This window comes from Acinetobacter sp. TW_SC_4 (assembly GCF_054861205.1).
In genome coordinates, this window is the sequence record NZ_CM142174.1 from 1,380,731 (window position 1) to 1,396,083 (window position 15,353).

The window sequence follows — 15,353 nt, forward strand, 5'->3', positions numbered from 1 at the left end:
ACTACAGCTATAATGCGAATAATAATTTTTTAATTTAAGCATTAGGAGATCGCATGACTGTAGATGTCACTGAAACCATTTCTCAAACTGTACATCCTGCGTTTCAGTTGGTACGTCAACAACATGTTGAAGCTTTAGACATTTTAGTGTCTGAATATAAGCATAAAGTGACTGGCGCCACCCATTATCATCTGGCGACCAATCATGATGAAAATGTTTTTCTTGTTGCGTTTCGCACTCAGCCAATGGATTCGAAAGGTGAAGCGCACATTCTGGAACATACTGCACTGTGCGGCTCAGAAAAATTCCCGGTACGTGATCCGTTCTTCTTGATGATTCGCCGTTCGCTTAATACTTTTATGAATGCCTTTACAGCGGCAGACTGGACGGCTTATCCATTCGCAACTCAAAATGATAAAGACTTCCAGAACTTATTAGAAGTTTATATGGATGCGGCCTTTGCTGCGAACCTGAATCCGCTGGATTTTGCTCAGGAAGGTATCCGTATTGAGCTGGAAAATGGCGAGCCAGTGTATAAAGGCGTGGTATTTAATGAAATGAAAGGGGCAATGAGTTCACCTTCAGATCAGCTTTATCATACTTTGGCGCATCACTTATTCCCGGACACTACCTATCACTACAACTCAGGCGGCGATCCTAAAGATATTCCAAACCTGACTTATGAAGAGTTGGTGAATTTCTATAAAACGCATTATCACCCAAGTAATGCTGTATTTATGACCTTTGGTAATAAATCTGCTGCTGAGTTACAGGAACAGTTTGAAAATCTGGCACTGTCTAAATTTGGAAAAGGTGAAACACTTTATTCAACGCCAGAAACCCGTTTAACTGCGCCACTCAATGTAACAGAAACCTATGCAGTTGATGGGGAAGATCTGAAGGACAAGACTTATCACGTATTGTCATGGTTATTGCCAGAAGCGAGTGATATCAAGTTACGTTTAGGCTTGCGTCTGGTAGAAGGGATTTTGCTGGAAGATTCAGCATCTCCCTTACGTCATTACTTGGAAACCTGTGGTTATGCACAGTCAACTGGCCCATTCATGGGCGTAGATGATTCCAACTTTGAAATGACCTTCTACTGCGCGGTTCAAGGTTCAAACCCGGAACATGCTGAAGAATTCAAAAACGGAGTTTTCAAAGTTCTGGAAGATGTTGCCTCTAAACCTGTTGATCAACAGGCAGTAGATGCGATCCTGCATCAGATCGAATTGCATCAGCGTGAAATCAATGGTGATGGTACACCTTATGGCCTAAGCCTGATCTTGAGCGGTTTAAGCAGTGCAATTCACCATCGTGATCCGGTAGAAGTCTGGGATGTGGACTCTGCAATTGCTTCAGTAAAAGAAGAATTGCAAGATCCAATGTGGCTGTCGAATCTGATCAAAGAACATCTTTTAGATAACCCGCACCGTGTTCAACTGACTCTGGTTCCGGATGCAAGCAAATCTACCAAGGAAGCGGAAGAAGAAAAAGCACGTCTGGCTGAAATTGGTAAAGCTTTAACTGAAGAGCAAAAAGCAGAGATCAATGCCCAAACTGAAGCATTAAAAATTCGTCAGGATACACCGGATGACTTGAACTTGTTACCTAAAGTGGGTCTGGAAGATGTGCCTGCGGAATTGCAGATTGTTCAAGGCCAGTTGCGTGAGATTATCTGTAACCGCGTAGATACGCCGTTGAATCTTTATCATGCAGGTACCAATGGGATTTATTACCAACAGGTATTGGTGAAAATTCCAGATGAAGTGGTGCAATCACCGTATTTCAACCTATTGTCTATTTTAATGGGTGAAGTTGGTGCGAGTGAATATGATTACCTGCAATTTCAGCAACTGCAAACAGCAGTCAGTGGTGGTCTGGGCATGGGCGCTTCATTGCGTTCTAAAGTGGATGACAAAAACAAGATCAGTGCGTGGTTAACTTTAACGACTAAATCTTTGGCCAGCCATCTAGATGCGATCCGTCTGTTAAAGATCGGTTTTGAGCAGCTACGCTTTGATGAAAAAGGCCGTATTATTGAGTTATTACAACAACGTAAAACTCGCTGGCAATCACGTATTTCCGGTTCTGGTCATAGCTATGCGATGCAAGTGGCATCACGTCAGCATAGTGCTCTAGCCTTGCGTGATTATCATAATACTGGTCTGGGTGCTTTGAACTGGCTGATTAACTTGGTCAATCAGGCTGAAAAAGATCCAGCAGCTTATGACGCCATGATTGATGAATTAAAACGCATTCATGCAGTCTTGCTACAAGCACCAAAACAATTCCTGTTGGTGTGTGAAGAACAGCAGTCTGAGCGTCTGATTGAAGAAATTCAAAACGTGTGGGACAAACTGGAAGTGAATACTGCACCTGCAGAATTGACTCAGGTTGAAAAAGTTAATCATAGCAATGATGAAGCCTGGTTGATTCAGACTAATGTACAGTTCTGTGCAGCAGCTTATCCTGCGGTAGAAGTTTCACATCCTGATGCTGCTGCCTTGATGGTATTGGCAGGCTACTTGCGTAATGGTTATCTGCATAGCGCAATCCGTGAAAAAGGCGGTGCTTATGGGGGCGGCGCAAACTATGACGGAAATGCATGTTCTTTCCGCTTCTATAGTTATCGCGATCCACGCTTAGCAGAGACTTTCCAAGACTTTGATGCAAGTATCCAATGGTTGCTTAACGCACCTCAACAACCGCATCAGCTGGAAGAAGCTATCTTAGGCTTAATTGCTGGTATGGATAAACCGGGTTCACCAGCAGGTGAAGCAATTACCGCCTGTTATGCCTACCTGCATCAACGTACACCAGCGTTCCGTAAACAGCTTCGGGAACGTTTGTTGCATGTCACTTTAGATGACTTGAAACGTGTTGCACAGACTTATCTGGTTGAACAGAAAGCTTCAAAAGCGGTTGTTGCGCCATTTGCCAAACGAGAAACTTTAGAACAACTCGGCTTTACAATTCAGCAAGTTCAATAAATAAAAACAATGAGGATAGAGGATGGCGCTTAATTCTATTAAGCGCTCAACTTTGCAGCTGGGCGTTTTGTTTGGCTGTGTAGTTGGGACGCAAGTTAATGCGGAAGATAAAAATGTAGTGAGTAGTCCGATGCCGGCAACGGCTGAGGCTTGCTCTGCGGTTGAAACTAATTCAGAACGTTTGGCCTGTTATGATGCGGTATTTAAAATACCGGCTGATAGTAAGCCTGAGATTGTTTCTGAACGGCGTGCAGCCATAGAAATTGCGCCCGAACCCGATAACCTCAAAGCAAAAATTGAACAGACCGTTTCCAATATTTATGCTTCTGAAGGATCAAAGCTGACTCCGGCTTTATCTTTGCTGGATAGTCGTTGGGAACTGTCGCCGGAAAGTAAACTGGGTACCTGGAATATCCGTTCCTATCAGCCGATTTATCTGATGCCAGGATTCTGGACTTCCAAGAAAAACGAGTTTCCGCAAAGTGAAAACCCAAATAACACCGTTGAAGAAGACCAGAATTTGACCTCGATTGAGGGGAAATTCCAGTTATCTTTAAAAACCAAGGCGGTTGAGAATATTCTGGGTGATAACGGGGATCTCTGGTTGGGCTATACCCAGTCTTCACGTTGGCAGGTGTATAACTCGGAAGAGTCCAGACCATTTCGTGAAACCAATTATGAGCCTGAAGCCAGCCTGATTTTCCGCACCAATTATGACTTGTTTGGTTTGAACTGGCGTATGCTGGGATTGACGCTTAATCACCAGTCTAATGGCCGTTCCGATCCATTATCTCGTAGCTGGAACCGGGTAATGCTGAATCTCGGTTTTGAAAAAGACAACTTCGCCATGATGCTGCGCCCTTGGTATCGTATTGAAGAAGATCGTGCAGATGACAATAATCCCGAGATTAAAAACTATATCGGGCGTGGGGATTTAACTGCATTTTATCGTCATAATGCCCACGATTTTTCCCTGATGTTGCGTCATACACTTAAAGGTGGTGATGATAACCGTGGTGCGGTACAGTTCGACTGGTCATTTCCGATCAGTGGGCGTCTACGCGGCCAATTCCAGCTCTTTGATGGTTATGGTGAAAGTCTGATTGATTATAATCACCGTGCGACCTATGTGGGTCTAGGTGTATCCTTAATGAATTGGTACTAATCTGTTTCATGTAAAAAACCACGCTCAGGCGTGGTTTTTTTGCTTATGGGTATTCATTTAAATCTTAACCAATCTGAATTTCTGAAGGCGGATGTTTAAGACGACTCTTTTTCGGTGTTGCAATTAAATAGGCAAGAGTTAAAGGCCCTAGACGACCCGCATACATCATCAGCATTAGAATGATTAAACTCGCTGGCTGCAATTCTCCAGTAACACCACGCGTTAATCCAACCGTACAGGCTGCAGAAACCGCCTCAAATAGCAAATCTAAAAAATCATGATCGGGTTCTAGAATGAGTAAACTCATAAAACCGGTCATGACCAGACCTGCGGTAATACACACAACCGCTAAGGCTTTAAAAGTAGTTTTCTCAGAAATAGAATGATTGAACAAGCGGATTTCATCTTCACGGCGTAGAAAACTGATCACGCTGATCACTACAATAATAAACGTACCAACTTTAATTCCGCCCGCCGTACTTAAGGAACCACCACCAATAAACATTAAAAAAATGGTAACTAGACTTGAGGCATCACTCATCTGGTCCATGGGCAGACTATAAAAACCTGAGGAGCGGGGAACGGTGGCATGGAACCAGGCGTTGAGTGCCTGATCACCCACGCTCATCAGCGCTAGAGTCTGTGGATTAGAGGCCTCTAATAGCCAGAGTACAATAAAAGCACTCAGGTTCAGGCCCATAATTGTAGTCAGAATCAGCTTGCTATTCGGACTGAGCTTGCGCCAGCTTTTATTCTGTTTTACATCCATCAGAACCAGAAAACCGATCCCGCCAATGATATACAGCATACTGATCGTAAAGGTCACAAAATACTGCTCGGAAAAGCTCATTAAACTATTTGGGAAAAGAGAAAACCCGCCATTATTAAACGCAGAAACACTATAGAAAGCCGCATAAAACAGTGCTTCACCAAAAGGATAATCTTCCAGCCACGCCAAGGTTAAAATCAGGGTGCCAATCGCTTCGAAAAACAGGGAATATAGGAAAACTGCTTTAATGGTAAAACTGACTTTCTTCAAACTGGTCTGGCCAATAGCTTCCTGTGCCATTACTTGCTGTCTTAAACCAAGTTTAGGAGACAGGCTCATGAAGGCGAGTATGGCAAAGGTCATAAAACCGAGGCCACCACATTGCAGCAGGAACATAATCACGACCTGCCCAAAGGGTGTATAAGCTTCACCAACATTGACCACAGACAGTCCGGTAATTGTCACTGCAGAAGTCGCTGTAAAAATCGCCTCTAACCAGCTGATTTCAGTTTGATGAGCAAAGGGCAGCATCAGTAATAAAGAACCAATAAAAATCAGTCCTAGAAAACCTAAGGCCAGTAGACTCGGTGGACTGAGATTAACAATCCTGTTCTGGTTTAAATTTGAGCTTTTCATATGGCCTTAAAATGCTTGGACAAACGGCGTAAAGGTTCTAGCAATCCTTCCACTACCAGAATGTCACCTTCTTTAAGTAACAGCTCAAGATCTACGATATGCTGTATTTCAGTGCCGCGTTTATGCAAAAGAACTTTAATTTCGGGAACCTGGTTCATTAACTGGCGTAAAGGAGTGTCATGATGATTGGCATGAATCTCAATTTTGACAATATAGTGATCGTCTTCAAGTGACATATAACGACTAACCATCGGATAGCTGAGTGATTGTGCCACACGGACGCCCATATCTTCTTCAGGATGAATAATTTTTTCGACATTCAGATGAGTCAAAATCATATGGTGGGCTTTGGATTTGGCTTTGGCCCAGATTTTCTTTACACCCATATTTTTCAGATGCAGTACACACAGAATACTGGCTTCAATATCTTCACCAATTGCGACTACGACTGCTTCACAGCGCTGGATATCCAGTTCATCCAGAACATGCTCATCGGTTGCATCGGCAATGACCGCATGGGTGAGCTGATCGGAAATATTTTCCACATATTTTTTATCGAGGTCGATTCCAATCACATCATGTTTCAGGCTGATCAGTTGAGTCGCTACTGTTGCACCGAAGCTGCCCAGCCCAATGACTGCAAATAAAGCCATGCATATTTCCCTAAATCTTTTTATTTCAAATCAGTTCATGTCTAAGTACGTATCTTAAAGATTTTTATAGTTTTCAGCTATCTGGCCTTACATAAATACTTCATACATTTTTTCAGCCGGACATAAAAAAACCGCCTCAATGGGCGGTTTATATTAAACTGATTATTTCAAGAAACGCTGATAACCCAGGTTATTGGTGATTTCTTCATATGGATAAGTGATGCTTTTCAAAGTTTCGATCAAACCATCTGGATTCTGCTGGGCATCTTCTGCTTCCAGGCCGACCAGTACGCGACCTTCTGCAGCGCCGTGGTTACGGTAATGGAACAGGGTGATGTTATGCGTTGGGCCAAGACGTTCTAGGAACATTAGCAGGGCACCTGGACGTTCCGGGAATTCCACGCGGAACAGGCGTTCATTTTCAATATCGGCATGACCGCCGATCAGGTAACGGATATGTAGTTTTGCGACTTCGTCATCAGACAGATCATCAACATCGTAGTCGAATTTCAGGTTTTCATAGATTTCCTGACGTTCTTTTTCACCATTTTTCAGGCTGATACCGACAAAGACCTGAGCTGCAGAAGCATCACTTGAACGGTAGTTAAACTCTGTGATATTACGGCCTTGTAGTGCACGGCAGAATTTCAGGAATGAACCTTTTTCTTCTGGAATAGTTACGGCAAAGATAGCTTCTTTGCGTTCGCCGAGTTCTGTACGTTCGGCAATATAGCGCAGACGGTCGAAGTTCATGTTCGCACCGCAAACAATCGATACGATGTTTTTGCCTTTAATGCCGTGTTCTGCTACATATTTTTTGATACCAGCCAATGCCATTGCACCAGATGGTTCTACAATACTACGACATTCGTCATAGGTATCTTTAATTGCTGCACAGACTTCATCGGTATTGACCAGTACCACATCAGGTTCAACGATTGGGCCAGAATTATCTGATTTTTGCAGGCGGATGACCTCAAAAGGTTTTTCACCAATTTGTGCCACTGCAGTACCATCGGCAAATAAACCGACAGATGGAAGAATCACACGTTCATTGGCTTCTAAGGCCGCTTTTAAGCACGCGGATTCATCATATTCCACAGGAATAACTTTGACATGCGGAGCCACATCTCCCAAGTACGCTGCAACACCGGCAATCAGGCCACCACCACCAACAGCAACGAAGACATATTCCACATCACGCCATTGACGCAAAATTTCATTGGCAATGGTGCCTTGACCGGCCATCACCAGTTCATCGTCATAAGGTGGAATAAAGGTCATGCCATCTTCTTCGGCACGTTGAATGGCATATTTGTTGGCAACGTCAAATGAATCACCATGTAATACTACTTCACCGCCTAAACGTTTTACCGCTTGGACTTTAATATCGGGCGTGGTTTTTGGCATCACAATAATCGCGCGAATCCCCAGCTTTTTCCCTGACAGTGCCACGCCTTGTGCATGGTTGCCTGCTGAAGCTGTGATAACGCCACGTTCGAGTTGTGATTTCGGTAATTGACTAATACGGTTATAGGCACCGCGTAGTTTGAATGAAAAGACCGGTTGTAAATCTTCACGTTTAAAGCGAATATTATTATTTAAGCGTTCGCTAATTCGTGGCGCTGCTTCGAGTGGGGTTTCGATTGCAACATCGTAGACCGTTGCTTGTAAAATTTGTCGAACCAAACGAGACAGCATGTTAATTTTCCATCTAACAGTTTAAAATAAGACTCTATTGTAACAAACCACACGGCTTTGCGGTTTAAAATTACTGCAAAAGTCCAAATTAGTTGAGTGATGTCATGAGTCTATATGCAACCCAAGATGAGAAAAAACAAGCTGCAGCCAAAGCGGCTTTAAAACACTTACCAAAAGGGGGCATTTTAGGCGTAGGTACAGGTAGTACCGTTAACTTTTTAATTGACCTTTTACCAGAACTGCAATTGGAAGCTGCTGTTGCAAGTTCTGAAGCGACTGCACAGCGTCTGAAAAAATTAGGCATTGAAGTGGTTGATATGAATAGCGTGGGCGGTTTAGATGCCTATGTCGATGGTGCTGATGAAATTGACCGTCATATGCACATGATCAAAGGTGGTGGTGCTGCGCTTACACGTGAAAAAATCGTGGCGTCGATTGCGAAAAAATTCGTATGTATCGTCGATGATTCGAAATGGGTAGAGCAGTTGGGTCGTGATTTCCCATTACCTGTTGAAGTGATTCCAATGGCACGTTCAGCAGTCGCACGTAAGTTGGTGGCATTAGGTGGTGATCCTGCTTACCGTGAAGGTGTAGTGACTGATAATGGAAATGTTATTTTGGATGTGCATAACCTGAATATTCTGAATGCGCTTGAGCTGGAAAAAACGATTAATGACATTCCAGGCGTCGTATGTAACGGTATTTTCGCGATCAATAAAGCGGATATTGCGATTGTTGCGACCAATAATGGTATTGAAGAGCGTACTGCTGTTTAATTTTAACTCCTTGAAGAGCTAATCTCCCCAAACCCCTCTTTAAAAAAGAGGGGCTTTCTCCCTCCTTTGAAAAGGTGAGCAGCACTGCTGCGCAAGGAGGAGGATTTAAATAACGATTAAATATAAAAAATGACCCTAAACGACCTACCTGAAATTCAAATTACTCGAAATGTTCGCTCAACACGTCTCAGACTGCGTGTAGAAGGTGATCAAATCCGTTTAACCGCACCTGTATTTTGTAGCAAAAAACAGATTCAGAATTTTATTGATCAAGCTGAAAGCTGGCTACTGAAAACATGGAAATTGCAGCAGGAAAAAAATCAAAGTATTGATAGATCTTTACCAGCAGAATTGCAGCTTTTCGATCAGGCTCAGCCAATCCAGATCGTGTATCAAAGTCAAAAGCAGAACTTTGTTTTTGATGCTAAATTATTACAGCTATCGATCAGTGACCGTCATCCTGAAACCTATTTAAAAGCCTTTGCCATTTCTTATGCTAAAGAACAGTTGCCTGTTTATCTGGACAAAGTAAGCCAAGAAACAGGATTATCATTTAACATTTGTAATGTTCGCCAACCGAAAACACGATGGGGCAGTTGTTCTGCCAAACATGACATCATGCTAAATAGTGGCATCATTCTGTTTCCTGAAAATATCGTGCGTTATTTATGTGTGCATGAATTAGCCCATACCCGGCATTTTGACCATAGTCCTCGTTTCTGGGCGGAAGTGGCAAAGCATGATCCAAACTATTTAACTCACCGCAAAATTCTGAAAAATACTGTCATGCCATATTGGTGGGCAGCTTAAGAATATCTTTAGAGGAACGAAGATAGTATTTACTTACTTCTAAATAGCCTAAGCAAAAGATATAATTCTCTTAAAGTTTTTAAAAACACTCAAAATAGAAGCGTAAATAAAAAACCATCAATCCCTAGTGAAACAGTTTAGAAAACCTCAAGTTCCTGTCATACTACAGCCCATAAAGGAAACATCTAGTTTGAGGTAATCATCGTGATTTCAGTGGGTATTGTGGGTGGTACAGGTTATACAGGCGTTGAACTTTTACGTCTATTACTGCGACATCCGAATGTAGAAGTTAAAGCACTGACATCACGTACTGAAGCAGGCCGTCGTGTTGACGATATGTTCCCGAGTCTGCGTGGACATACGGATCTTCAATTTTCTGACCTCAGCCTTGATCTTTTAAAATCATGTGATGTGGCATTTTTCGCGACACCACATGGCGTTGCCATGAAACATGCTGAAGAACTTATTGCAGCTAATACCAAGGTAATTGACCTTGCAGCGGATTTCCGTTTGCAAAATCTAGAACAATTCGAAAAATGGTATAGCATGGAACATGCTTGCCCAGAAGTATTAAAAGATTCTGTTTATGGTCTGTCTGAACTTAATCGTGAACAGATCAAACAGGCGAGTGTGATTGGTAATCCGGGCTGTTATCCAACGACGGTTCAGCTTGGTCTAGCACCCGTATTGAAATCAAATGAAGCCTTGGTAAAACCAGAAAGCATTATTATCGATGCGAAATCAGGCGTATCAGGTGCAGGTCGTAAAGCAAGCCTGGGCATGATCTATTCTGAAAATGCTGATAACTTTAAGGCTTATGGCGTTGCAGGCCATCGTCACCATCCTGAAATCGTAGAAGCATTGGAAAACATTTCAGGTCAAAAAGGCGTATTTGACCATATCCTGTTTGTGCCGCATCTGGTGCCGATGATTCGTGGCATGTTATCAACGATTTATATCGACTTGACTGAAGCAGGCCAGGCAGCTGACTTGCAGTCACTGTACGAGCAATTCTATGCCAATGAACAGTTTGTTGATGTGATGCCAGCAGGCAGTTCGCCAGAAACCCGTTCGGTGCGTGGTGCTAACCAGTTGCGTATCGCACTGTATAAGCCACAACCAACCAAACTGGTGATTCTGGTGGCTCAGGACAATCTGGTCAAAGGTGCAGCTGGTCAGGCAGTACAAAACATGAACCTGATGTTTGGCTTTGCAGAAAATGCAGGCTTGAATAATATTGGTTTATTACCATAAAAAACGTATTAGAACTTCACACACATTTAGATTTGGATTTAAATGTGTGTCTTGAACAAAGTATACAGAGATCAAAATGCCGAATAATGAGTCAAACATGACGATCCAGGAACCCTCTACAAAGAAACCATTGATGAAAGGCAATACACCTTTGGTAATCGGTGCTGCTGTGTTGATTCTGGGTAGTGGCTTGCTGGGCTATACGGTCGGGCATCGGCAAGGTTTGACTGCGGTAGGTTTTGAGGCAGATGCAGAACAACTGGTTGAAGTGGTACAAAAACAGAAAACCAGTCTGGAAACACTGAATAAATCTCTGAATACAGCGGTACAAGAACGTGATTTGGCCGTTAGTAATGCCAATGATCTTTATCTTGCAGCAAATAAGGCGCGTGATGCCCAGGAGCAGGCTGAAAGCGTTGGTACGATCTACCGCGAGATTTTGCGTCAACGCGGTGGTTTAGCATTAACAGTTCAACATCTGGGGATCAAAGCTTTACCTGATAATGCCTTTGAATACCAGATTGATCTGGTTCAGGTCAGTCCGGGCAAAAATCGCGCCTCTGGTACAGTGGAACTGCGCTTGATTAAGGGCACTGAAATTCTGGTCGTGCCGCTTGAAGATAAAAACTTTAATTTCGACAATTACGAACGTTTGACTGGTCGCTGGACCATGCCTAAAGGCTTTAAACCAGAATTTATTGAAGTGCGTCTCTCAGGTGCTAAGCCTGTAATTCGCCGTTTTAGCTGGGATCAAGGGAAAGCTGTTGAAAGCCAGTCAACAGTCCTGTCAGAGATTCCAAAAACTGAAGCAAATGCAAATTAAGTGTGAAATAGAAATCGTATGCCAAGCAATAAACGTCCAAAATGTTTAAGTGAGATCAAAAATTCTTTTTACGAGTCCGGCATGGTTGATTGGCATATTAGCCCGCGTTTAACAGACGAGCCTTTTCACGATGATGACGCTGACCTTGCAGTCCAGACTGCACCTCCTGAACTGAAGCGTCCACCGATGTATGCAGTGGTGTTATTGAATGACGACTACACTCCAATGGAGTTTGTAATTGAAATTTTACAACAATACTTTGCAATGAATCTTGACCAAGCTACACAAGTAATGCTAACTGTACATTATGAAGGAAAAGGTGTAGCTGGGGTCTATCCTCGAGACATTGCGGAAACCAAAGCGAACCAAGTCAATAATTACGCTCGATCTCAAGGTCATCCTTTACTTTGCCAGATTGAGCCGAAAGATTAAGGGGGTTGCATGCTCAGTCGTCAATTAGAAGTATCACTACGTTTGGCTGTCAGCATGGCTCGTCAAAAGAGACATGAGTTCCTGACCGTAGAACATTTATTATTAGCTTTACTCGACAATGATTCTGCCGTGAATGCCTTAAAAGCATGTGGTGCAGATATTATCGTTTTGCGTAAAGAATTAGAAGAGTATGTAGAACAACATACCCCTAAACTCGGTGAAAATAGTGATCAGGCACCTCATCCTACAGAAAGTTTTGACCGGATTTTGCAACGTGCAATTTTCCATGTTCAATCCAGTGGCGGTGATCGTACTGTAGAAGGCGCCGATATTCTGGTTGCGATGTATTCTGAGCGTGATTCTTTTGCGGTTTATCTGCTTAAACGTCATCAGATTAACCGTCTGACTTTAACTCAGTACCTTTCTCATGGTACGCGTAAAGACGAAGTACAGTCTGAAGAAGAAATTGAAGAGCTGGATGGTGAATCGGCTTCTTCCAATAATTCTGGTCCGCTAGAGCTGTATACGACCAATTTGAATCTGGAAGCTCAACGCGGCAAGACAGATCCATTGATTGGCCGTGAAAAAGAAATTGAGCGGGCAGCGCAAATTTTATGCCGTCGCCGTAAAAATAACCCATTGCTGGTCGGTGATCCAGGCGTGGGTAAAACGTCGATTGCTGAAGGTCTGGCTTGGTTGATCGTAAATGGTAAGGCACCAAAACCGCTAGAAAATGCTGAAATCTATAGCCTAGATATCGGTGCGCTGGTGGCGGGAACTAAATACCGTGGTGATTTCGAAAAGCGTTTAAAACAACTATTAAATGCCTTGAAGAAAAAATCGGATGCAGTGCTGTTCATTGATGAAATTCATATGATCATCGGTGCAGGTTCAAGCATGGGCAGCACTATGGATGCATCGAACCTGATCAAACCAGCATTAGCGAACGGATCTTTACGTTGCATCGGTTCAACCACATTCCAGGAATATCGTCAGGTCTTTGAAAAAGATCATGCCTTGTCACGTCGGTTCCAAAAAATAGATGTGAATGAACCTTCGATTACAGAAACGATTGATATCTTGCGTGGCCTGAAATCTAAATTTGAAGATTTCCATCATGTACAGTATGACGATCAGGCACTGGTTTCTGCGGTTGAGCTGTCAGCGAAATTTATTAATGACCGATTCTTGCCAGATAAAGCGATTGACGTGATTGATGAAGCCGGCGCACAACGACGTTTGAAAGCTGAGCAAGATGACAGCCTGATTACGGTTGAAAACATCGAAGACATTGTGTCCAAGATTGCCCGTATTCCACCGAAAACCGTCTCTAAAGATGATAAGTCTGTACTGGAGAACCTTGAGCGTGATCTGAAACGTGTGGTCTTCGGCCAGGATGAAGCAATTGAAGCTTTGGCTTCTGCGATCAAACTGTCTCGTGCAGGTTTGAAATCTCCAGATAAGCCAGTCGGTAGTTTTGTCTTCGCTGGTCCTACCGGTGTGGGTAAAACTGAAGTTACCAAGCAATTGGCGAAAATTTTGGGTGTAGAGCTGGTACGTTTCGATATGTCTGAATATATGGAACGTCACGCAGTCTCTCGTCTGATCGGTGCGCCTCCTGGCTATGTTGGTTTTGACCAAGGTGGTTTGTTGACCGATGCAATTCACAAAAATCCGCACTGTGTATTGCTGCTGGATGAGATTGAAAAAGCCCATCCAGATGTATTCAACTTGCTATTACAAATCATGGATCATGGTTCATTAACGGATAATAATGGTCGTAAGTCCGATTTCCGTAATGTGGTGCTGGTTCTAACGACTAATATTGGTGCGGAAAGTATTTCTCGTGTCAGCATTGGTTTCATGGAACAGGACAACAGTAATGACAACCAGGAAGCAATGAAGAAAGCGTTCTCGCCAGAATTCCGTAACCGTCTAGATGGCGTGATTCAGTTCAAGGCGTTGCCGAATACCATTATTGAAAATGTCGTGGATAAATTCCTGACTGAACTTCAAGCACAACTGGATGAGAAGAAAGTAGTGCTAGAGGTGGATCAAAGCGCACGTGAGTGGATGGCTGAAAATGGCTATGATCGCTTGATGGGTGCTCGACCAATGCAACGTCTGATTCAGGAACATCTGAAAAAACCATTGGCTGAAATGATTCTGTTTGGTGAACTGGCCGAAAATGGTGGTAACGTTTCAGTTTCTGTGAAGAAAGAAAATGGTAAGTCTGTCGGTCTGAAACTTGAAGTCTTCGAAGACCAGACTGCTGAACCAGCTTAATCATTGAATAGATCATCATCAGACCCGTGTTCGCACGGGTTTTGTTGTTTTATTTACCCTTAATTTATGTACTCTTGGTTTAAAGAGTTTCTGATTTAGAGAAATATATGGATATCCAGATTAGCAAGCTTTTAACTACGTTTTTTCTGTTTTTATTAACGGCATTGATGGAAATTTTGGGCTGTTATTTTCCTTACCTGATTTTAAATCAGGCTAAGAGTCAGTGGTTGTGGGTTCCGGCGGCATTAGCCTTAGCTGCGTTCGTCTGGCTTTTGACTTTGCATCCAGCCGCTTCTGGGCGTATTTATGCCGCTTATGGGGGAATTTATATTTTCTCAGCGTTGATGTGGCTGAGATTCGTGGATCAGGTCAGCCTTTCACGTTGGGATCTGCTGGGTGGAGTGGTGGTCATTCTAGGTGCGCTGATTATTATTTTACAGCCACAAGGTTTGATTCGTTAATCGTCTAGGTGTGTTTAGCAATGAGAACTAATCTAAATATAAAAGGCAGCTATAGCTGCCTTTATTGATTCTGGACAAGATTATTTTACATTACAGTCTTTCTGGGAGAGATCTACATTATAAGTATGCGTTTGGGAGCTAAGGCTAAGTTCGATTTTATAAGGATTGACGATTTGATAGCGATGTTCAAAAAAGATCTGACAGTTATTTAGAAGATTATTACGAATCACCTTAAGGACTTCTTTACGACCTAGGTCTTTCTCAAACTGGCTAAAGTCGGGTGTAGTGATCATGCCTTTAAGTGTGGTTTTATTGGCAGTAAGTTGTAACTGTTCTATGATTGTATTCTGATCGATTTGTAGTGGCAAAGTCTTGGAATCTTCCGCACTTAGCACGGCAAGCAGTTCGTTCAGCTCAGCTTTTTTCTCAATTTTAAACTTGCTGTCTAGAATGCCTTTTACTTGGAGATACTGGTCGAATTCAGAAGCATACACCGGTAAAGCAGCACTACTAAAACCTGCCAAGAGTGCCAAAGTCCAATATTTTTTTTGCATTGTATCGCATCACTTTTTATGTCGTTTCAATTCTGATTAT

General features: G+C 42.9%; 13 protein-coding genes. 9 read left to right on the forward strand and 4 right to left on the reverse strand.

Going from position 1 to position 15,353, the window contains the following annotated elements:
* The first annotated feature begins 53 nt into the window (after positions 1 to 53).
* Both ACWM1W_RS06550 and ACWM1W_RS06555 read left to right on the forward strand, forming a co-directional pair.
* Positions 54 to 2,993 (forward strand): insulinase family protein, encoded by a 2,940-nt coding sequence (locus ACWM1W_RS06550; RefSeq protein WP_375725697.1) that lies wholly within the window; start codon positions 54 to 56, stop codon positions 2,991 to 2,993.
* 22 nt (positions 2,994 to 3,015) lie between these two features.
* On the forward strand, positions 3,016 to 4,158 hold the full coding sequence (locus ACWM1W_RS06555) for a phospholipase A (RefSeq protein ID WP_375725698.1): 1,143 nt from the start codon (positions 3,016 to 3,018) through the stop codon (positions 4,156 to 4,158).
* Positions 4,159 to 4,222: 64 nt separating this feature from the next.
* Here the strand turns inward: ACWM1W_RS06555 and ACWM1W_RS06560 are convergent, their stop codons facing one another.
* From ACWM1W_RS06560 to ilvA, 3 genes are all read right to left on the reverse strand, one after another.
* Positions 4,223 to 5,563, reverse strand: a complete 1,341-nt coding sequence (locus ACWM1W_RS06560) for a TrkH family potassium uptake protein (RefSeq protein WP_313659699.1) — start codon at positions 5,561 to 5,563, stop codon at positions 4,223 to 4,225.
* A complete protein-coding gene (locus ACWM1W_RS06565; RefSeq protein WP_125278300.1) occupies positions 5,560 to 6,216 on the reverse strand; it encodes a potassium channel family protein in 657 nt (218 codons plus the stop codon). Before ACWM1W_RS06565 ends, ACWM1W_RS06560 begins: the two co-directional genes overlap by 4 nt.
* A 162-nt stretch (positions 6,217 to 6,378) precedes the next feature.
* The gene (gene ilvA, locus ACWM1W_RS06570) at positions 6,379 to 7,917 is read right to left on the reverse strand and encodes a threonine ammonia-lyase, biosynthetic (RefSeq protein WP_375725699.1); all 1,539 of its coding nucleotides are present in this window, start codon (positions 7,915 to 7,917) and stop codon (positions 6,379 to 6,381) included.
* 104 nt (positions 7,918 to 8,021) lie between these two features.
* On the opposite strand from ilvA, the gene rpiA reads away from it, so the two are divergent.
* From rpiA to ACWM1W_RS06605, 7 genes are all read left to right on the forward strand, one after another.
* Positions 8,022 to 8,693 (forward strand): ribose-5-phosphate isomerase RpiA, encoded by a 672-nt coding sequence (gene rpiA / locus ACWM1W_RS06575; RefSeq protein WP_034170356.1) that lies wholly within the window; start codon positions 8,022 to 8,024, stop codon positions 8,691 to 8,693.
* Between the two features lie 129 nt (positions 8,694 to 8,822).
* Positions 8,823 to 9,503: a M48 family metallopeptidase gene (locus tag ACWM1W_RS06580; RefSeq protein ID WP_004786018.1), complete on the forward strand. Its 681-nt coding sequence runs from the start codon at positions 8,823 to 8,825 to the stop codon at positions 9,501 to 9,503.
* Positions 9,504 to 9,701: 198 nt separating this feature from the next.
* Positions 9,702 to 10,757 carry an N-acetyl-gamma-glutamyl-phosphate reductase gene (gene argC, locus ACWM1W_RS06585; RefSeq protein WP_375725707.1) on the forward strand — a complete coding sequence of 352 codons (1,056 nt, stop codon included), beginning with the start codon at positions 9,702 to 9,704 and terminating at the stop codon, positions 10,755 to 10,757.
* Positions 10,758 to 10,833: 76 nt separating this feature from the next.
* Positions 10,834 to 11,580, forward strand: coding sequence for a DUF6776 family protein (locus tag ACWM1W_RS06590; protein ID WP_004786014.1), 747 nt, complete (start codon positions 10,834 to 10,836; stop codon positions 11,578 to 11,580).
* Between the two features lie 18 nt (positions 11,581 to 11,598).
* Positions 11,599 to 12,012 (forward strand): ATP-dependent Clp protease adapter ClpS, encoded by a 414-nt coding sequence (clpS, locus tag ACWM1W_RS06595; protein WP_034170359.1) that lies wholly within the window; start codon positions 11,599 to 11,601, stop codon positions 12,010 to 12,012.
* Positions 12,013 to 12,021: 9 nt separating this feature from the next.
* Positions 12,022 to 14,298 (forward strand): ATP-dependent Clp protease ATP-binding subunit ClpA, encoded by a 2,277-nt coding sequence (clpA, locus tag ACWM1W_RS06600; protein WP_375725700.1) that lies wholly within the window; start codon positions 12,022 to 12,024, stop codon positions 14,296 to 14,298.
* Positions 14,299 to 14,405: 107 nt separating this feature from the next.
* Positions 14,406 to 14,759: a YnfA family protein gene (locus ACWM1W_RS06605; RefSeq protein ID WP_005235392.1), complete on the forward strand. Its 354-nt coding sequence runs from the start codon at positions 14,406 to 14,408 to the stop codon at positions 14,757 to 14,759.
* Between the two features lie 80 nt (positions 14,760 to 14,839).
* Here ACWM1W_RS06605 and ACWM1W_RS06610 read toward each other — a convergent pair whose 3' ends face one another.
* The gene (locus ACWM1W_RS06610; protein WP_005235393.1) at positions 14,840 to 15,313 is read right to left on the reverse strand and encodes a hypothetical protein; all 474 of its coding nucleotides are present in this window, start codon (positions 15,311 to 15,313) and stop codon (positions 14,840 to 14,842) included.
* Positions 15,314 to 15,353 lie beyond the last annotated feature (40 nt).

Bases quoted from the DNA above. Each gene is read 5' to 3' on its own strand.
- ACWM1W_RS06550 (WP_375725697.1), top strand. From the start codon at position 54: ATGACTGTAGATGTCACTGAAACCATTTCTCAAACTGTACATCCTGCG.
- ACWM1W_RS06555 (WP_375725698.1), top strand. From the start codon at position 3,016: ATGGCGCTTAATTCTATTAAGCGCTCAACTTTGCAGCTGGGCGTTTTG.
- ACWM1W_RS06560 (WP_313659699.1), bottom strand. From the start codon at position 5,563: ATGAAAAGCTCAAATTTAAACCAGAACAGGATTGTTAATCTCAGTCCA.
- ACWM1W_RS06565 (WP_125278300.1), bottom strand. From the start codon at position 6,216: ATGGCTTTATTTGCAGTCATTGGGCTGGGCAGCTTCGGTGCAACAGTA.
- ilvA (WP_375725699.1), bottom strand. From the start codon at position 7,917: ATGCTGTCTCGTTTGGTTCGACAAATTTTACAAGCAACGGTCTACGAT.
- rpiA (WP_034170356.1), top strand. From the start codon at position 8,022: ATGAGTCTATATGCAACCCAAGATGAGAAAAAACAAGCTGCAGCCAAA.
- ACWM1W_RS06580 (WP_004786018.1), top strand. From the start codon at position 8,823: ATGACCCTAAACGACCTACCTGAAATTCAAATTACTCGAAATGTTCGC.
- ACWM1W_RS06590 (WP_004786014.1), top strand. From the start codon at position 10,834: ATGCCGAATAATGAGTCAAACATGACGATCCAGGAACCCTCTACAAAG.
- clpS (WP_034170359.1), top strand. From the start codon at position 11,599: ATGCCAAGCAATAAACGTCCAAAATGTTTAAGTGAGATCAAAAATTCT.
- clpA (WP_375725700.1), top strand. From the start codon at position 12,022: ATGCTCAGTCGTCAATTAGAAGTATCACTACGTTTGGCTGTCAGCATG.
- ACWM1W_RS06605 (WP_005235392.1), top strand. From the start codon at position 14,406: ATGGATATCCAGATTAGCAAGCTTTTAACTACGTTTTTTCTGTTTTTA.
- ACWM1W_RS06610 (WP_005235393.1), bottom strand. From the start codon at position 15,313: ATGCAAAAAAAATATTGGACTTTGGCACTCTTGGCAGGTTTTAGTAGT.